Source organism: Mycolicibacterium aromaticivorans JS19b1 = JCM 16368 (assembly GCF_000559085.1).
Taxonomy (GTDB): domain Bacteria; phylum Actinomycetota; class Actinomycetes; order Mycobacteriales; family Mycobacteriaceae; genus Mycobacterium; species Mycobacterium aromaticivorans.
The window spans coordinates 1849905-1866360 of the sequence record NZ_JALN02000001.1; the positions used below are offsets into that span (position 1 = coordinate 1849905).

Here is a 16456-nt window from a genome sequence, read left to right on the forward strand (position 1 = left end):
CTCCGACTAAGCTCCGCACCATGACGGGTCCTCATCTCGCCGGCCGTCCGGCTCCGGTCTCGAGGTTGCAGCCGTACGCGGTGACGATCTTCGCAGAGATGTCGGCGCTGGCCGCCCGGATCGGCGCGGTGAACCTCGGCCAGGGCTTCCCGGACGAGGACGGCCCGGCCGCAATGCTGGCGGCCGCGCAGGAAGCGATCGCCGAGGGCGTCAATCAGTACCCGCCCGGATTGGGCATCGCCCCGCTGCGCGAGGCGATCGCCGCCCAGCGCAAGCGGCTCTACGACGTCGACTACGACCCGGAGGCCGAGGTGCTGGTCACCGTCGGCGCCACCGAGGCGATCGCGGCCGCCATCCTCGGTCTGGTCGAGCCGGGCTCCGAGGTGCTGTTGATCGAGCCGTTCTACGACTCCTACTCCCCCGTCATCGCGATGGCCGGCAGCCGGCGGGTGCCGGTGCCGCTGGTGCCCGACGGCCGCGGCTTCGCCCTCGACGTCGACGCCCTACGCGCCGCGGTGACGCCGAACACCCGTGCGCTGATCGTGAATTCGCCGCACAACCCCACCGGCATGGTGCTCGCTGACCGCGACCTGCGGGCGCTGGCGGCACTCGCCGTCGACGCCGACCTGCTGGTGATCACCGATGAGGTCTACGAGCACCTGGTCTTCGACGCCAAGAAGCATTTGCCGCTGGCGGCCTACCCCGGGATGGCCGAGCGCACGCTGACGATCTCCAGTGCCGCCAAGATGTTCAACTGCACCGGCTGGAAGATCGGCTGGGTGTGCGGCAGGCCGGATCTGATTGCCGGGGTGCGGGCGGCCAAGCAGTATCTGAGTTATGTCGGTGGCGCACCGTTCCAGCCGGCGGTGGCCTACGCGCTGAATTCCGAAGAGGACTGGGTGAATGCTCTGCGGGATTCGTTGCAGGCCAAGCGGGATCGGCTGTCGACGGCGTTGACCGAGTTGGGCTTCGGCGTGCACGACAGTGCGGGTACCTACTTCCTGTGCGCCGACCCGCGGCCGCTGGGATACTCCGACAGCACCCAGTTCTGCGCCGAGTTGCCGAGGAGAGCCGGGGTGGCGGCGATCCCGATGTCGGCGTTCTGCGATCCGCACTCTCCCCACATCGGCGAGTGGAATCATTTGGTGCGCTTCGCTTTCTGTAAACGCGACGACACCCTCGACGAGGCGATCCGCCGACTCGGCGCACTAGAGAGCGGCCGCGACCTCTCCTAGCTGCTAATCGTGTTGCAGCGAACCCTTGCCGCTGAGCACGAAGCCGCGCAGGCCTTCGGTCGCGGCGATCAGCACCGTCTTCTTCGCGCGCTTGACCAGGAAGTGCGGCAGCGGTGTGGACGGTTCCAGCGTGAGATCGAACCGGACCCGGGTCGCCTCGCCCTCGGGGCTCAGGGTGTATTCGCCGTGCTGAGCATGCTGTTGCGAGGTCCGGTCGGCGTCCCAGACCACCCAGTCCCGTCCCCAGTGGTATTCGACGACTTCGTGGTCGATGATCCCGAGCACTTTGACAGTGACCTCGACCCGCCGCGGCCGTCCGTCGGGATAGCGATCCACGATATGGACACGCTTGTGCACCGACGACCACGTCGGCGCCGCCTCGATATCGGCGATGGCATCGAGGATGGCCTCCGGCGGGGCGTCGATCACGATCTCGCGCGATGCCCGTACCGCCACAATCAGCAAACTTAGTTACTCGACGAACCCGCTGTGTCGGCTTTCGCTCAGTTGAACCATTACCAATCTATGTCGGCCAGCGATGTGGTGGTTTGCGGCGGTTGCCCCACCGGCCCGGCGGCACTGCGGGAGAACCGCGGCGCCGGCGCTGCCTGTTCGATGCCGTCGACGTTAATAACAGTGCGGCGCGCCAGAAGATGCTCGTTGCACGCCGCCTCGGTCCAGCTCAGCACCGGCGTGACGCACGCGTCGGTCCCGTCGAAGATCGCGGTCCACTCGTCGCGGGTCTTACCGGCGAAGGTTCTGGCGAAGAGATCCCGCATCTCGGGGTAGCGGTCGCGCTCGAATTGGCCGGGCATCTCGTCGGCCGGCAACCCGAGCCCCGCCAGCAACTGGGCGAAGAACTGGGGCTCGATCGACCCGACCGCCATGTACCCGCCGTCGGACGTCTCGTAGGTGCGGTAAAACGGCGCTCCCCCGTCGAGCAGGAAGGACTCGCGCCGGTCTGCCAGCGAGCCGGTCGCCTTCATCGTCCACATCATCTGCGCCAGCACGCTGACGCCGTCGACCATCGCCGCATCGATCACCTGGCCCTGGCCGGACTTCTCCCGTTCGTAGAGGGCGGCGACGATGCCGAGCAGCACCAGCATCGAGCCGCCGCCGAAGTCGGCGACGAGGTTCAGCGGTGCCACCGGAGGGCGGTCGCGGTAGCCGATCGCGCTCAGCGCGCCGGTCTGCGACAGGTAGTTGATGTCGTGGCCGGCGGTCGACGCCAGCGGGCCGTCCTGACCCCATCCGGTGATGCGGGCGAAGATCAGCCGTGGGTTGACTGCCGCGCAGTCGTCGGGCCCGATACCGAGACGCTCACAGGTGCCGGGGCGAAAACAGTCCAGGAGTACGTCGGCCTTCGCCGCCAGGTCGAGCAATGCGTGAGGTTGGTTCTTGACGTCCAGGTCGACCACCCGCTTGCCGCGGTGCATGAGGTCGACGTTCTCGGGCGGCATCTGCAAGCTTCTTTTAGTCCCGTCGCTTCGCTCGCCCAGGTCCGGCCTGCGCACCCGCACTACATCCGCGCCCAGGTCGGCCAGGATCATGCCGGCGTGCGGGCCCGGGCCGATCCCGCCGAGTTCGATCACTCTCACCCCGGCCAGGGGTCCGGTATTCGTCACGACAGAAAGGTAGCTCAGCCGTTGTTCTTGGTCCGCAGAACCTGTTCTCGCAGCCCGTCGGTGGCGGTCTCCATGAGACCTTTGGCGCCGCGCTTGATCACGAACCCGGGCAGCGGCACCAGCGGGTCGACGGTCAGCTCGAACCGCACCCTGGTCGATTCGCCGTCGGGGGTCAATATGTACCGACCTTCTTGTGCGCGTTGCTGTTTGGAGCTGACCAGGGTCCAGCTGACTCCGTCTGCATGGACGGCGTAGTCGAGCACCTGGTCGTCTTTGATGCCGACAACCTTGACCGTCTGGCGCGACTTGCTCGGGCGCCCCTCGGAGTCCCGCTCGAGCACCTCGACCTTCTGGTGCGCCGAGGACCATGTCGGCAGCGACTCGAGGTCGAACAGCACGGCGAGGATTTCCTCGGGCGTTGCCTCGATGGTGACCTCGCGGGTCTCGGTGACGGCCATGTCCGCACCATTGCCCGCGAGCGCGATTTCGAAACTATCCCTTGTTGACCTTGAGCACCTGCTTGCGCAGGCCGTCGGTGGCGGTCTCCATCGCACCCTTGATGGTGCGCTTGACCACGAAGCCGGGCAGCGGCACGGCCAGGTCGATCGACAGGTCGAAGCGCAGCTTGGTCTTGTCGCCGTCGGGGGTCAGCGTGTACTTGGCGTCCTGCGAACGCAATTGGCCGGCCTTGACCAGCGTCCAGCTCACCTCGTTGTCGGCCCAGGTGTACTCGACGATCTGCTCGTCGGTCAGACCCGCCGCCTTGATCTTCATCTTCACCTTGTGCGGCCTGCCGTCGTCGTAGGCCTCCAGCACCTCGGCGCTCTGGTACTGCGGCGACCAGCTGGGTGTCGATTCGACGTCGGCGATGACATCGAGGATCGCTTCGGGACTGGCTTCGATCACGACTTCGCGGGAATCTTTGACTGCCATGGCGTGACCATAGTTGGTGGGCGGGGTTTATATGCGGATTCCACGTGGGTTCTCCCATGAGGGGCAACTGTTTTCGAGCCCAGATCCCCTAAGCTCACAGACATGGCTGAAGCGGTAGATCCGTCAGTTCCACCGAGTGGCACCGGATGCGTCGAGTGCGACGCCGCCGGCGGCTGGTGGGTGCACCTGCGGCGCTGTGCCGCCTGCGGGCATATCGGCTGTTGCGATGATTCGCTGATGCGGCACGCCGCCGCGCACTGGCGGACGAGCGGGCACCCGATCATCAGGTCGTTCGAGCCGGGCGAGGACTGGTTCTGGGACTACCAGACCAACCAGTACTACGACGGCCCGGACCTGGCCCCGCCGGACAGCCGGCCGTCTGAGGAGACCACCCCCGGTCCGCGCGGCCGGGTACCGAGCGACTGGGTGGATATCCTGCGCAACCGCGCCGATTGAGTCAGCGCGTCGACCCCACCGCGGGGCCGCACGCACACAGTCGCATAGAGGTCGTCGCGGGAGGCCAGCGCCTCGTCGTCGACGATGACGCGCTTCTTGCGCAGTACCGAGCGGCCGCACGCGACGAACGGAACCGGCGTCGCGCCGCCGTCCGCGGACACCTGCACCGAGTCGGCGAATCGGGCGCCGAGTTCGGCCGCCTCGAAGTGCACGGTGTAGCGGATGGTGAAAAGCCAAGTGCCGTCGGGACGCAATTCACCGCGGACGATCAGAGAGTCGTCGCCGATCCGCGCCATGCCTTAGATAGTGCTCCGCCGCTGCGGCGGATGTGCGGACCCACGCCGAGCGTTACGCCAATCCGGCGGCGGCCATTTCCTTGTCAAATTCCACGGCCATCAGCTCGGCGAATTTCGTGACGGCCTTCAGCGGCCGCAGCATCACGGTGAACTCGTCGATGAGCCCGTCTTCGCGAACGTGCAGGAAGTCGCAGCCGTTGATCTCGAGGTCGCCGACCTTGGCGACGAACACCAGCGCGTGGTCGGCCTGGCCTTCGCCGCCGATCTCCTTCACATAGGTGAGGTCGGCGAACACCCGCGAGACCGCCCGCAGGATGACACCGATCTGGTCGCGGCCCTGGTACGGCTTGTGCGCGATCGGGCTGCGGAAGACCACGTCCTCGGCGCAGAGAGCGGGCAGGGCATCGAAATCGCCGGCTTCGACGGCGACGCGGAACGCATGCATGTGGTCAGCATGCCACGGGTACACCAGCGGGAATGACGGCGACGAAAAACCTGCTCGGCGAGGACGCGGCCGGCGCACCGCCGGGCGAGAGCACGAAAACGGTGGCCATCGCGTTCGGCACCAACCTGGTCGTCGCGGTGGCCAAGACACTGGCCGGCGTGCTGTCCGGGTCCGCGTCGATGGCGGCCGAGGCCGCGCACTCCTGGGCGGACACCGGCAACCAGGCGTTTCTGATGATCGCCAATCGCCGCGCCGGCCGGGCCGCGGACCGCACGCGCCCGCTCGGCTACGGCCGGGAGGCATATGTGTGGTCGCTGCTGGCGGCAGTCGGACTGTTCGTGGTCGGCGGGACGGTATCGGTGTGGCGCGGGGTCAACGAACTGCTCGACGACCGGCCTGCCGACGAGCACTACCTGGTGGCTTATGTGGTGCTGGGGATCGCGCTGGTCATGGAGGGCATCTCGTGGACGCAGGCGGTGCGACAGCTGCGCACCGATGCCCACGCGATGGACCGCGAAGTACTCGAGTACGCGATGCAGACGTCCGATCCCACGGTGCGCGCGGTCTTCGCGGAGGACACCGCCGCGCTGATCGGCATCGTGCTGGCCGGCGCCGGTATCGGTCTGCATCAGCTGACCGGGGTGGCGGCCTGGGATGCGGTGGGCTCGATTCTGGTGGGCCTGCTGCTCGGCGTGGTGGCGGTGTTGCTGATCGACCGCAATCGCCGGTTCCTGACCGGGGAGCCCGGTACACCGCAGCTGCGCGACGCCGTGGTGGCACGGATAGAGGCGCTCGACGAAGTGGCGTCGGTGCGCTTCGTGCGGCTCGAATTCGTCGGTCCGCGACAGCTTTTCGTGGTGGCGAGCGTGGACCTGGTCGGGGATCAGATCGAGTCGCGGATCGCGCACACCCTGCGCGAGCTGGAAGGCAAGCTCGAGGCCAACCCGCACATCGTCGATGCCGTGCTGACGATCGCCGAGCCTGCCGACCTGGACGACACCGTCACTCAGCGATGATGCCCGTGCGCAACGACTCCAGCGCGGTGCGGCACAGCCGGCCCAATTCGGTCAGCGATGTGTCTTCGCCGATCATCCAGAGTTCCATCGCACCGAAGACCGCGGCGGCGATGCACCGTGCCGTCACGATCACTCGCAGCCGCTCATCGGGTGTGTCGGCCGGGGCGCTCTGCGAAAGCTGATCGACGATGGCATCGGCGAATTCGGCCTCCACTTGGCGGGTGTGTCGCACGATTCGGCCGGCGTCGAGTTCCCTAGCCCGCAACGCGGCGATCTGCGCGACGGCTTCCGGGTCGTAAGGCGAGGCGTCGATGGCCGATTGCACCGATTCGATGATCGACTCCCCGGGCGTTCGGGCCTTCAAGGCGGCCCGGAACCACTCCAGGCCGACGTCGTAGTCGGCGAACAGCAGGTCGTGCTTCGAGGTGAAGTGCCGGTAGAACGTCCGCAGTGATACCCCGGCGTCGTCGGCGATCTGCTCAGCGGAGGTGTCCTCGACTCCCTGGGCCAGAAAGCGCACCAGCGCGGCGCGTCGCAGGGCGTCGCGCGTGCGCTCGCTGCGCGCCGTCTGAGCAGGGCGAACCACGGAGGTAACGTACCTCAAAAAGAATTGTCAAAATTGACAAAACGATTACTCGATGTCACTACAGTTACGAAGCCATGACGCTCCTCGTTCATGCAGTGCTGGCCGTCCTCGTCATCGCATGGATCATCGGATCCAATTCGGCGGTGTTCCGGCGGCCGGCCAATGGTCCCGCAGTCAGTGCGCTCGAGATCCTGTACTACCTGATCGGTATCGCGTCGGTGGTACTGGGCTGGTACTTCAACATCCAGTTCGTCCATCAGTACGCCGACGGCTCGGGCAATGTGTTCACCGGCGCGGGCAGCTGGTGGCAGTTCATCACCCTGGGCTATGACAACCCGGCTGCGGCGTCGGCCAGCCAGGACTACACCATCGGCAACGTGATCCTGCTGCCGTTGTTCACGATCATCGACGGTTACCGGCGGGGTATCCGCCGGCCGTGGCTGTTCTTCGTGTCGAGCCTGTTCACCAGCTTCGCGTTCGCGTGGGCTTTCTATCTGGCCACTGTCGAACGCCAGCGGCTGCACGAGAAGTCAGCTCAGGCGGTCGGCGCCAGCGTCGGGTAGTCGACGTAGCCCGCCGGGCCCGGCGAGTAGAACGTCGCAACGTCGGGCTCCGTCAGCTCGGCGCCGGTGCGCAGCCGGTCGATGAGGTCGGGGTTGGCCAGGTAGGCACGGCCGACAGCGGCCGCGCTGATGGCACCCCAGTCGGCGAGGTTCTCCAGCTCGCAGAAGCTGGTCTCCACTTCGCGGCCGGTGTTCAGCACGAACGGTCCCGACCACAGCGCCCGCACGATCCCGAACTCGGGGGCGTCCGGGTTGATCAGGACGTGCAGATACGCCAGCCCCAACGATGAAATACGTTCCAGCAGAGCCTCATAGGCCGAAACGGTGTCGACCTCGTTGACGTCACCGGCCCCGTTTCCCGGCGAGATGCGCAGACCGACCCGGTCGGCCCCGATCTCGGCGGCGACGGCCTCGACGACCTCCGCGGTCAGCCGTGCACGGTTCTCCGCGGTGCCGCCATAGCGGTCGGTGCGGGTGTTGGTGGCATCGGCCAGGAATTGGTGCAGGAGATAGCCGTTGGCGGAATGGATTTCGACGCCGTCAAGGCCCGCATCAATAGCGCGGCGCGCCGCGTCGCGGAATTGCGCAACCACTCCGGCGATTTCGTCGGTGTCCAGAGCCCGCGGCACCGGCAGCGGCTTCTTGCCGCCTGGCGTGTGGGCGAGCATTTTCGCCGCGATCGCCGACGGTGCCACCGACTCGGCGCCGTTGATGTCCGGGTGCGCCATCCGGCCGACATGCCAGATCTGCATGAACATCAACCCGTCCTGCGCGTGCACGGCCGAGGCCACCTCGGCCCACTTCTCCTGATGGCCGTCGGTGTAGATGCCCGGCGTGTTGACGTAGGCGCCGTTACCCACCTGGGAAATGGCGGTGGCTTCGGTGATGATCAGCCCGGCCGATGCACGCTGCGCGTAGTACTCGACCTGCAGGTCGCTCGGCGTGCCGTCCGACTGGGCGCGTGAGCGGGTCAGCGGCGCCATAAAGAGGCGATTCCGCGCGGTGTTCGCCCCGATGGTGATCGGCTGGAGCAGGGCTGAGTCGTCGGTCAGCGTGAACGTCATGCTTGCCTACAAGCCTTGCTGGGGCATATTCATTCCCCGGCCTCATGGGTCATCGTCGTTCGGCAGGAAACGTTCAGGGTGGTGGTAGTCGTTGGTGCCGCCGCGCATGGGTATGTCGGGTGGTGGGGTCCAGTGAGTCTGGCCGTTAGGGAGTTGGTGGGTGGTCCAGCCGTCGTTTTCGACGAGGAGGTTGTCGCATTTGCAGGCCAGGGTGAGGTCGTCGATGTCGGTGCTGCCGCCGTGTTTCCAATCCTTGGCGGCGTGGTGGACGTGGCTGGTGTGGCCGTTGACGGTGCAGCCGGGTGCGGTGCAGCCCCGGTACTTGCCTAGCAGCATGATTCGCTGATCGGCTGAGGCCAGGCGTTTGCTTCGGCCCAGCCACAGTGATTGTCCGGTGACGCCGTCGAACACGGCGAGGTAGTGGTGGGCGGGGGCGGCCATCCGGATCAGGTCGGTGATCGGGAGCAGGGTGCCACCGGCGGTGACGGCGTGTCCGGCGCCGGCCTGTAAGTCTTGCAGGGTGGTGGTGACGATCATGGTGACGGGTAACCCGTTGTGCTGGCCGAGTTTGGGGTCACCGAGACGGCCGCGGACCAACTCGGCGAGCGCGTCGTGTTGGCGTTGGGCGTGGCTGCGGAGGTCGGGTTCGGCACCGTCCGGATCGGGTTTGGGGGCGGCGAATTTCGCCAGCCAGGCATCCAGCATCGATCGTAGTTCGGGATCGGCGATCAGTTTCCCGATGCTCATGCCGTCGGGGCGTTGACTGCCGCACCATTGGAAGCCACGCTTGCGGGCCCGGTCTTCCTCGGAGTACTGGCCGTCGGGGTTGAGGTGGACGGCGAGGCGGTCGGCGATTTTCTCCAGTTGATCGGGCCGCATGGTCTGGGCGTGCTCGGCCAGGGTGTGTTCAGCTTTCTCGATCTCGACCGGGCCGACGTGATCGGGTAGGTCGCGGAAGAACTTCTGGATCACCCGGACGTGCTCACCGTCGAGAAGCCCGGCCTCCCAGGCTTTTGCGGTCTCAGGTAGCAGCGCAGCCAACGGTTCGCCGGTCAACGCTCGGCGCGGAACCAACTGCTCGGCATCGCGCATCCGGCGCTTGGCCGCGGAACGGCTGATCCGCAGCACGTCGGCCACCACGATCGGGATCGGTGGGCAGCCCTCATACCGTTCCAGATGGGTGAGCTGCTCGTGGGATATCGCGACCTGGCGGCGTAGCGCGGTCTCGAGCCGTTCCAGAGCGGTAAAGCGTTGTGGCGCGGGCAGTTCCTCGATATCGGCGGCACCCAGGAGTTCGACCGCCGCGTCCAGCGCATCCAACGCCGCACTGATCGAACCCATGATTAGAACACTAGTTCGAACTACCGACAAAAACCGACGCCCACTATCAACCTGTGGACCAAATCGGATCTGGGGATAAACCCCCTCGCGCCAACGAAACTCAGCCGCTACGCACCTCGTCCAGAAACGCTCGCACGGTCTCCTCGGGCGCCGACGGAGGCAGCCCGATCATCACCCGATCGATGATCCCGTCGCAGCGTTCCTTCAAAGCCGCAGCCAGACCGTCCAGGGGCGCCACAACCGCGAACGTCGACAGGATCTCGTCGTCGATCAACGTGGCCATCGTGTCCCATTGGCCGTCCAGCGACAGGCGGTGCAACTCGGTCTGCAGATCACCCCACCCGTGCAGCTCCAGCACCTTCCGGTAGGCAGGCGTCGAGGCGTAGAAGGCGATCTGCTTGCGTGAACCCGCTGCCGCGGCGGCCATCTCGGCCTCATCGGCGCCGGTCACCACAAACACCGGCGCCATCACCTGGAACTCGCTGCGCGAGCGGCCCGAAGTGGCCATCCCCCGCTCCAGCGCCGGAATGGTCACCTCGTCGAAATATCGCTTGGTGGTGAAGGCGTGCGCGATCAGACCGTCTGCCACCTCACCGCACATCTGGGTCATCAACTCACCGACGGCGGCGATCATCACCTTCGGCGACCCGTACGGATGCTGTTCGGGCACGAACATCGGCGTCATGAGCCGGTGGGTGTAGAACTCGCCGTCGAAGCTCAGCTTGGTGCCGTTGCGCCAGCAGGCCCAGATCTCCTGCAGCGCAGTGACGAACTCACCCATGCGTCGCGTGGGATGACTCCACGGCATGCTGAAACGCTTCTCGATGTGTGGTTTGATCTGCGTTCCCAACCCGAGCAGCAGCCGGCCCTTCGAGTAGTCCTGTAGATCCCACCCGATGTTGGCCACGGTCATCGGATTGCGGGCGAAGGCCACCGCGATCGAGGTCCCCAATTCGATCTCGGTGGTGTGCTCGGCCGCCAGCGTCAGGGGAAGGAACGGGTCGTGGCTGATCTCGGCCGTCCAGCACCCGTCGTAACCGAGCCGCTCGACCTCACGGGCCCCCTCGGCGACCCCGGCAAGCCTGCTGATGACGCCGCGGTCGACTTTGAGACCGCCGACCTCACCCATGTCGGCAGACGCTACAGTAAGCAATTCAGTATGGTCAACGCCGCCACGGTAAGGACACGTCGATGAGCAATGCGCAGGACTGGCAGGACACGCTCCACGACCTGAGCCGACGCCGTCAGCATGCCCATTCCATGGGCGGCGAGGAGCGTCTCGCCAAGCACCACGGCAAGGGGAAGCTCGATGCCCGGGCGCGAATCGATCACCTCCTCGATCCCGGCACCTTCCAGGAGTTCGGCACCCTCGTCGGCGGCGAGATCGCGGCGGACGGTTTGGTGGCGGGCGCGGGTCGCATCGACGGAACGCCGGTGATGGTGGGCGCGGAGGACTTCACCACGTTGGCAGGCAGCATTGGTCCCGGCGGGAATGCCAAGCGCTACCGGCTCGCCGAACTTGCGCTCCGCAACAAGATCCCGTTGGTGATGTTGTTGGAGGGGGCCGGTTTCCGAGCCGCGGGCGGCGAACACTATGGCCGCACCCCGACCGATCTGATCGCGCAGGCACGGTGTTCGGGCAAGGTTCCGACCATCTCCGCTGTGCTCGGTCCGTCGGCGGGGCACGGCGCGCTGGTGGCTCCGGTCTGCGACTTCTCGATCATGAGCGACCAGGGTGCGATCTTCACCGCAGGCCCTCCGGTCGTGAAAGAAGCTACCGGTGAAGATATTTCGAAGGAAGAGCTCGGCGGCCCGACGGTCGCGTTGCCCAGCGGTGTCATCCACAATGTCGCCGACAGCGACGAAGCGGTGCTCGACGACATCCGGCGCTACCTGTCTTACTTCCCTTCCAGCGCATGGTCGTATCCCCCGACCCGGATGTACGACGAGGAGGCCGGGCTTCGCTCCACTCCCGAGTTGCTCGACATCATCTCCCGCGACAACCGCAACATCTACGACATGCGCACTGTCCTCGACGTGGTCTTCGACGAGCCGGACTGGTTCGAGATCCAGCCGAAGTTCGGCCAGGCGATCATCTGCGCGCTCGCGCACCTGGGGGGCTATCCGGTTGCGGTCGTTGCCAATCAGCCGACCGAGCTGGCCGGTTCCATCGACTCCGACGCCGCCGACAAGGCAGCACATTTCATCATGGTCGCCGACTCGTTCCACGTGCCGATCGTGTTCCTGGCCGACAACCCCGGCATGCTGCCGGGCAGCCAGTCCGAGCGCAACGGTGTTTTGCGAAGCGGGGCAAGGATGTTCGCAGCCCAGACGGCGGCGACGACCTTGAAGCTGCATGTCACGCTGCGCAAAGCATTCGGATTCGGCTCGATGGTGATGTCGCTGCTGGGCTTCGACAATCAGGTGGCGACGTTCGCCTACCCAGGAGCCACGATGGGCGCGATGAGCGCGGCCGCGTTGAGCCGCGCCTCACACGCCGATGAGGACGTCACCGAGACTCTCAAGAGCATGGAACTCGAGGCCTCCTACCGTTCGGCGGGCAGTCTGGGCTTCGATGAACTGATCTCGCCTGAGGAGACGCGGAACTCGCTGATTCTGGCGTTGCAGCGCGGCATCTTCAGCCGTCAGGAAGTCGCCGAGCCGGTCAGCCGGACTGTCATCACGCCCTAGGGGTGGCGTTGCCGGTAGGCCGCGACCACCGGCTCCAACTCATCCGGTGTGGCGCCGTGCATGATCACCGCGTCGGCGCCGTAGTCGAACTCCTTGCGGATGCGGTCCACGCACTGTTCCGCCGACCCGGTGGCCGACGGTTCAAGCCACTCATCGGGAATCAGCGTCGCGATGTGCTCGATCTGCTCGGCTGTCGCCTTGTGGTCGATCCCGCCGCCCACCGACTGCACCACCGAGTCCGCGCGGAAGCGTTCCAGCACAGCGGGATCCCAGTCGTTCGTGCTGACCATCAGCTCGCCATAGCCCTGCAGGTAGGTGGCCAGCCGCGCGACGGTCTTCTTCAGCCGCAGCTCCTCGGGCAGGTGATCGCCGACGGTGGCGAAGCACGACCACACCCGCACACTGGCCGGATCACGACCGGCCTGCTCGGCGGCGTCCTTGACGGTCTTGACGCAGCGCGTCAACGTCTCCGGAGTGAAGTAGGTGTGCAGAATGACGTCATCGAACTCCCGGCCGCCGAGCTTCAGCGTCTCCGGGCCGAACGCCACCAAAGCCAGCCGGATGTCTTCGTTGAAGTCCGGATCCAGGAAGAGAACCGGGTATTTCCCCAACGGACCGTCGTGGTTGAAGATCAGCTCGCCGTGCCACAGCCGGCGCATCACCCGGGCGAAGTCTTCCATCTGCGCGGTGGTCACCGGAGGAATGCCGAACGCACCGTAAAGCGCCGCTATGCCGCGGCCGATGCCGAGCGTGAAGCGCCCACCGGAGAGCCGGTGCATGGTGGTCGCCCACGAGCCGGTGATCAGCGGGTGACGGGTGTTGTGATTGGTTGCCGCCGTAGCGATCTGCATCCGGCTGGTCACCGCGCATGCCGCCCCCACCAGCGAGGAGGCTTCCTTGACGTTCCACCGTTCGGAGATGAAGGCGGTGCCGAAGCCCAGCTCCTCGCCGCGGCGAGCCTCGTCCATCAGCGTCGCCGGTCCCTCGCCGCCTGCTCCCGCCAGCAGGTAGTAACCGAGCTCGTCGAGCACACGTTCAGAAGTCATGCCCAAACTCCCTGTTTGTAGCCGCAATTCCACACTTCGGTGATCCGGCCGTCGACGACGCGGAAGATCTCCATACTGCCTACATCGACCCGGGAGCCGTCCTTGAGCGTCATCGGCGACTGGTAGACGATCGCGACGTGTTCGGCGTCGTCACCGGCAACCACCAGGTTCAGATCGAAGCGGATCTCGTCGAACATCTCCAAGTGGTCGACGACGCGCTGGACCGCCTCGGCATGAGTGAGCACCACTGCCTCGCCGACCTCGTGCCGAATCACACTGTCGCCCAGCAGCTCCTCGGCGAGTGCGACATCCCGGTCGTTCCAGACCACCAGGTTGTACAGCTCGACGACCTCGCGTGCGGTGCGGCTCATCCGAACACCTCGAGCGCATCGATGTCGGCGATCGTCGCCACCGCCCGATCGGTCAGGGTCAGGCAGAGGTCTCGTGAGCGCTGCGGCAGCGCATCCCAGCCGAGCAACGTGATGACGGGCAACACGATCAGGAATCCCGTCGCCAATCGGTAGTGCCGCCACGCTTCGTCGAACGAGTAGCCGATGTCGCCCAGGTCCTGAAGGTAGCCGCGCAACAGCGTCTCGTCCTGGCCGCGCCGGATCTCGGTGGGCAATCCCTGGCTGACCAGGTAGGCGATGTCTGCCGCACCCGCACCGACACAGGCGAACTGGAAGTCCACCACCTTCATCTTCTCGCCCGAGAAGAACATGTTGTCGGCGCGGATGTCGCCGTGCAGCAGCATCGACCGCTCGGTCAAACCGTCGAGCGCTGTCGCGGCGTGCTCGGTGAACCGCTCTGCGAAACAGGCCACCGACTCCGGCACCGGCGCCGCCGAGTGCGTTCGGTAGATCTCCCAGCCGGGCCCGAAGGCAGCCACTAGCAGATCACGGACGGCGGGCATGTCGAAACTCGGAAACACTTGCAGTGCAGCACTATTGGACGGATCGATCGACCAGGAGTGTAATCCGGCCAACTGCTGGATGCACAGCCGTGCCCGCTCGATCGACAGCCCCGCCAGGTGGTCGGCGTTCTCCCACTTCATCAGGTCTTCCATCACCAGAACGAAATCGGCGGAGTCGTCGGCCATCCGCGCTACGTAGACGTCCGGCGTGCCCAGCGGTGCCCGACCCGCGATATCGCGATAGAAGGCCAGCTCTCGCCGGTAGCCGCCGAGCAGCTCCATCGCGCCCCGGGCCTCCGAGAGCGCGGCCAGCTTGGCAATCACCGTCGGCGGAACGCCCTCGCCGGTCAGGTGCAGGCGATACAGCAACGACGAGAATCCGCTGTCCTGGGCGATCTGTTCGGCGACGACGTCGGTCACGGTCGCATGCAATGCCTCGGTGAGCCACGCCGGGTCGACGGCGTCGATGCCTGACGGCACCCGTGCCGTCGCTGAAGTCACCCTCGCAAGATAGTTGCGAGGTGTTTAATATGCAAGGGTGCCCTCCCCCGCACGCGGTTTGACGCAGCCCGAACGAGTCGAGACGTCCCGGCGCCGCCTGATGGAGGCCGCCGCTGAGCTGATCGTCGAGAAAGGCTGGGAGGCAACCACTGCCGCTGAGATCGGTCGCCGAGCCGGATACAGCCGCACGATGGTTCACGCCCGCTTCGGCGGCAAGGAGGCGATCCTCGAGGACTTCCTGCAGGAGTACGTCAGCCGGCTCAACCCGGACCTCGTGCCGTACCCGACCGGCATGGACCAGGTCGTCGCCCACATCGACCGGATCCGCGACCTGTACGCACGTGACCGGGACGTCTTGCGCGCGATGTTCGTCTCTACCTTCGAGGCGATGAAGACCACCTCGCCACTTCGCGATCGCGTCCAGGACCAGCTGACCGCCGGCGTGGCCAACGTGGCCGACGGACTGCGGAAAGGACAGCGGGACAAGTCAGTTCGGCGGAACATCGATTTGGACCGCGCGGTCAGCGATATCACCGCCGTATGCTTCGGCCTCGGCTTCCAGTGGGTTGCGCTGCCGTCCGGGGTCGACCTGGATACCGAGCTGGTGCACGCGCGGGACCGGATCGTGCGTGACTACGGCGCCTGAGTCAACGCACGCAGGAACTGCTCGGTCTGCGCCTGGACGGCACCCGAGAACAGATGCCCGACATGTCCGCCGTCGTGCCAGTACAGCTGCCCGCCCCAGCGTTCGTGCAAGGCCAGCGCGGACTGCCGGTAGGCCATCTGGTCGTGCCACGCCCCGACGATCAGCCGCCGGTCCGGGGATGGCAGCGGGTCGAGCGCGAGCGGATCGATCACCGAGGTCAAGTCCGACACGATGTCGGATGCCATGGCCGCCCCGACGATATCGGCCGCCGAGCCCCACCGGTGCAGATGCCGGGCGATCATCCCGTTCAGTCCGAGGATCGGTGTGTAGAGCGCGACGGCGCGGACCCTGTCGTCCAGCCCCGCGACCAGGGCTGCGACCGCACTCCCCAGCGACAATCCGGAGACGCCGATCGTAGTCGAGTCGGCCTCGATCCAGCCGAGCACCGCACGCACCTCCGAGACCGCGCGGACCATTCCCGCGACGTTCGCGACCGGATCGGTGCCGGGATACGCCGGCCAGCGGTCGCGCCGCGGCCCGTGTCCGGGCTGAACGGGCAACGCCACATTGAAGCCCAGCTCCCGATGGATGCGCCCGACCCTGGCGACCAGGATGTCGGACATGCCGCCCTGGCCCGCGCCGTGCACCCACACCAGCCAGGGCCGCGGCGCATCGTCGTGGCGGAACAGCACGACTTCGGCGCAGGCCGGACCGTCGTGACCTTCGACGGCCAGCGCCGAGACCAGTTGCGGGTCATGGTCATAGCTCATCCGTTCATAGGACAGCACTCCGGCGCTGACCTGCCGAATGTTCTTGACCGTCAACGGCTCCGGCGCGCGATGCACTCCCGCCACCCCGAGGTCGACCAACTCGGCCGCCACCCCGGCGTAGTCCTCGACCGGGCGAGCCAGCCGGGGCGGTGGCGACATCAGGGTCATCCCGGTGACCACCAGCTCGTCAAGGGCCACCTCGGCGACCTGCCGTACACCGCGCCCGGACAGCGGGCTCCAGTCCTGCGAGCGGTGCAAAGCGGCCAGCGACCGGGGCAGCACGCCGCCCAACTGGGTTGCCAGTCGGTGTGCGCTACTCAGCCCCATCC

At 66.4% G+C, this 16456-nt stretch carries 20 protein-coding genes; 6 read left to right on the forward strand and 14 right to left on the reverse strand.

The annotated features are described in order from the left end of the window. Positions 1-20 precede the first annotated feature (20 nt). Entirely contained in the window at positions 21-1235 is a 1215-nt protein-coding gene (locus Y900_RS08925) for a pyridoxal phosphate-dependent aminotransferase (protein WP_051659972.1), read from the forward strand. A 3-nt stretch (positions 1236-1238) separates the two neighbouring features. Here Y900_RS08925 and Y900_RS08930 read toward each other — a convergent pair whose 3' ends face one another. The 4 genes from Y900_RS08930 to Y900_RS08945 are packed head-to-tail and all read right to left on the reverse strand — an operon-like array spanning position 1239 to position 3793. Continuing rightward, positions 1239-1691: an SRPBCC family protein gene (locus Y900_RS08930; RefSeq protein WP_036341383.1), complete on the reverse strand. Its 453-nt coding sequence runs from the start codon at positions 1689-1691 to the stop codon at positions 1239-1241. A gap of 59 nt (positions 1692-1750) precedes the next feature. Further along, positions 1751-2860: a CaiB/BaiF CoA transferase family protein gene (locus tag Y900_RS08935; protein ID WP_036341385.1), complete on the reverse strand. Its 1110-nt coding sequence runs from the start codon at positions 2858-2860 to the stop codon at positions 1751-1753. 14 nt (positions 2861-2874) lie between these two features. Continuing rightward, positions 2875-3318: an SRPBCC family protein gene (locus Y900_RS08940; RefSeq protein WP_036341387.1), complete on the reverse strand. Its 444-nt coding sequence runs from the start codon at positions 3316-3318 to the stop codon at positions 2875-2877. A gap of 34 nt (positions 3319-3352) precedes the next feature. Next, a complete protein-coding gene (locus tag Y900_RS08945) occupies positions 3353-3793 on the reverse strand; it encodes an SRPBCC family protein (RefSeq protein ID WP_036341390.1) in 441 nt (146 codons plus the stop codon). Positions 3794-3895: 102 nt separating this feature from the next. On the opposite strand from Y900_RS08945, the gene Y900_RS30830 reads away from it, so the two are divergent. Further along, positions 3896-4249: a UBP-type zinc finger domain-containing protein gene (locus Y900_RS30830; RefSeq protein WP_081845043.1), complete on the forward strand. Its 354-nt coding sequence runs from the start codon at positions 3896-3898 to the stop codon at positions 4247-4249. Here Y900_RS30830 and Y900_RS32120 read toward each other — a convergent pair. Continuing rightward, complete coding sequence (locus tag Y900_RS32120) at positions 4132-4545, reverse strand: hypothetical protein (RefSeq protein ID WP_036341392.1); 414 nt, start codon at positions 4543-4545, stop codon at positions 4132-4134. The two genes, Y900_RS30830 and Y900_RS32120, sit on opposite strands and share 118 nt — an antisense overlap. 52 nt (positions 4546-4597) lie before the next feature. After that, entirely contained in the window at positions 4598-4990 is a 393-nt protein-coding gene (locus Y900_RS08955) for a nuclear transport factor 2 family protein (protein WP_036341395.1), read from the reverse strand. A 32-nt stretch (positions 4991-5022) separates the two neighbouring features. On the opposite strand from Y900_RS08955, the gene Y900_RS08960 reads away from it, so the two are divergent. Next, a complete protein-coding gene (locus Y900_RS08960) occupies positions 5023-6006 on the forward strand; it encodes a cation diffusion facilitator family transporter (RefSeq protein ID WP_036341397.1) in 984 nt (327 codons plus the stop codon). Here Y900_RS08960 and Y900_RS08965 read toward each other — a convergent pair. Then, positions 5993-6592 carry a TetR/AcrR family transcriptional regulator gene (locus tag Y900_RS08965; RefSeq protein WP_036341399.1) on the reverse strand — a complete coding sequence of 200 codons (600 nt, stop codon included), beginning with the start codon at positions 6590-6592 and terminating at the stop codon, positions 5993-5995. The two genes, Y900_RS08960 and Y900_RS08965, sit on opposite strands and share 14 nt — an antisense overlap. Before the next feature lie 74 nt (positions 6593-6666). On the opposite strand from Y900_RS08965, the gene Y900_RS08970 reads away from it, so the two are divergent. Continuing rightward, positions 6667-7155, forward strand: a complete 489-nt coding sequence (locus tag Y900_RS08970) for a DUF2834 domain-containing protein (RefSeq protein ID WP_036341401.1) — start codon at positions 6667-6669, stop codon at positions 7153-7155. On the opposite strand, the gene Y900_RS08975 is transcribed toward Y900_RS08970, so the two are convergent. The 3 genes from Y900_RS08975 to Y900_RS08985 all read right to left on the reverse strand — a co-directional run bounded on the left by Y900_RS08975 (position 7128) and on the right by Y900_RS08985 (position 10689). Further along, positions 7128-8219: an alkene reductase gene (locus tag Y900_RS08975; protein WP_036341404.1), complete on the reverse strand. Its 1092-nt coding sequence runs from the start codon at positions 8217-8219 to the stop codon at positions 7128-7130. The two genes, Y900_RS08970 and Y900_RS08975, sit on opposite strands and share 28 nt — an antisense overlap. A gap of 42 nt (positions 8220-8261) precedes the next feature. Beyond that, a complete protein-coding gene (locus Y900_RS08980; RefSeq protein WP_036341406.1) occupies positions 8262-9560 on the reverse strand; it encodes an HNH endonuclease signature motif containing protein in 1299 nt (432 codons plus the stop codon). A 100-nt stretch (positions 9561-9660) separates the two neighbouring features. Further along, positions 9661-10689, reverse strand: coding sequence for an LLM class F420-dependent oxidoreductase (locus Y900_RS08985; RefSeq protein ID WP_036341409.1), 1029 nt, complete (start codon positions 10687-10689; stop codon positions 9661-9663). Positions 10690-10751: 62 nt separating this feature from the next. Between Y900_RS08985 and Y900_RS08990 the strand changes: the two genes are divergently transcribed. After that, positions 10752-12251 (forward strand): acyl-CoA carboxylase subunit beta, encoded by a 1500-nt coding sequence (locus tag Y900_RS08990; RefSeq protein WP_036341412.1) that lies wholly within the window; start codon positions 10752-10754, stop codon positions 12249-12251. Here the strand turns inward: Y900_RS08990 and Y900_RS08995 are convergent. Genes Y900_RS08995 through Y900_RS09005 form a run of 3 tightly spaced genes read right to left on the reverse strand, consistent with a single transcriptional unit; the run spans position 12248 to position 14711 of the window. Continuing rightward, the gene (locus tag Y900_RS08995; RefSeq protein WP_036341413.1) at positions 12248-13297 is read right to left on the reverse strand and encodes a TIGR03857 family LLM class F420-dependent oxidoreductase; all 1050 of its coding nucleotides are present in this window, start codon (positions 13295-13297) and stop codon (positions 12248-12250) included. The genes Y900_RS08990 and Y900_RS08995 overlap by 4 nt on opposite strands. Continuing rightward, entirely contained in the window at positions 13294-13668 is a 375-nt protein-coding gene (locus tag Y900_RS09000) for a nuclear transport factor 2 family protein (RefSeq protein WP_036341415.1), read from the reverse strand. The genes Y900_RS08995 and Y900_RS09000 overlap by 4 nt, the downstream gene beginning before the upstream one ends. Next, the gene (locus Y900_RS09005) at positions 13665-14711 is read right to left on the reverse strand and encodes a phosphotransferase (RefSeq protein WP_036341417.1); all 1047 of its coding nucleotides are present in this window, start codon (positions 14709-14711) and stop codon (positions 13665-13667) included. Before Y900_RS09005 ends, Y900_RS09000 begins: the two co-directional genes overlap by 4 nt. Before the next feature lie 37 nt (positions 14712-14748). On the opposite strand from Y900_RS09005, the gene Y900_RS09010 reads away from it, so the two are divergent. Continuing rightward, positions 14749-15357, forward strand: a complete 609-nt coding sequence (locus tag Y900_RS09010) for a TetR/AcrR family transcriptional regulator (protein ID WP_036341420.1) — start codon at positions 14749-14751, stop codon at positions 15355-15357. Here Y900_RS09010 and Y900_RS09015 read toward each other — a convergent pair. Then, a complete protein-coding gene (locus tag Y900_RS09015) occupies positions 15345-16454 on the reverse strand; it encodes an alpha/beta hydrolase family protein (protein WP_036346262.1) in 1110 nt (369 codons plus the stop codon). The two genes, Y900_RS09010 and Y900_RS09015, sit on opposite strands and share 13 nt — an antisense overlap. Positions 16455-16456 lie beyond the last annotated feature (2 nt).

Excerpts from the sequence above, each read along its gene's own strand:
- Y900_RS08985 (WP_036341409.1), bottom strand. The coding sequence starts at position 10,689 with ATGGGTGAGGTCGGCGGTCTCAAAGTCGACCGCGGCGTCATCAGCAGG.
- Y900_RS08970 (WP_036341401.1), top strand. The coding sequence starts at position 6,667 with ATGACGCTCCTCGTTCATGCAGTGCTGGCCGTCCTCGTCATCGCATGG.
- Y900_RS09015 (WP_036346262.1), bottom strand. The coding sequence starts at position 16,454 with ATGGGGCTGAGTAGCGCACACCGACTGGCAACCCAGTTGGGCGGCGTG.
- Y900_RS08990 (WP_036341412.1), top strand. The coding sequence starts at position 10,752 with ATGAGCAATGCGCAGGACTGGCAGGACACGCTCCACGACCTGAGCCGA.
- Y900_RS09000 (WP_036341415.1), bottom strand. The coding sequence starts at position 13,668 with ATGAGCCGCACCGCACGCGAGGTCGTCGAGCTGTACAACCTGGTGGTC.
- Y900_RS30830 (WP_081845043.1), top strand. The coding sequence starts at position 3,896 with ATGGCTGAAGCGGTAGATCCGTCAGTTCCACCGAGTGGCACCGGATGC.
- Y900_RS08955 (WP_036341395.1), bottom strand. The coding sequence starts at position 4,990 with ATGCATGCGTTCCGCGTCGCCGTCGAAGCCGGCGATTTCGATGCCCTG.
- Y900_RS08980 (WP_036341406.1), bottom strand. The coding sequence starts at position 9,560 with ATGGGTTCGATCAGTGCGGCGTTGGATGCGCTGGACGCGGCGGTCGAA.
- Y900_RS08960 (WP_036341397.1), top strand. The coding sequence starts at position 5,023 with ATGACGGCGACGAAAAACCTGCTCGGCGAGGACGCGGCCGGCGCACCG.
- Y900_RS08945 (WP_036341390.1), bottom strand. The coding sequence starts at position 3,793 with ATGGCAGTCAAAGATTCCCGCGAAGTCGTGATCGAAGCCAGTCCCGAA.
- Y900_RS08925 (WP_051659972.1), top strand. The coding sequence starts at position 21 with ATGACGGGTCCTCATCTCGCCGGCCGTCCGGCTCCGGTCTCGAGGTTG.
- Y900_RS08940 (WP_036341387.1), bottom strand. The coding sequence starts at position 3,318 with ATGGCCGTCACCGAGACCCGCGAGGTCACCATCGAGGCAACGCCCGAG.
- Y900_RS32120 (WP_036341392.1), bottom strand. The coding sequence starts at position 4,545 with ATGGCGCGGATCGGCGACGACTCTCTGATCGTCCGCGGTGAATTGCGT.
- Y900_RS08975 (WP_036341404.1), bottom strand. The coding sequence starts at position 8,219 with ATGACGTTCACGCTGACCGACGACTCAGCCCTGCTCCAGCCGATCACC.
- Y900_RS08995 (WP_036341413.1), bottom strand. The coding sequence starts at position 13,297 with ATGACTTCTGAACGTGTGCTCGACGAGCTCGGTTACTACCTGCTGGCG.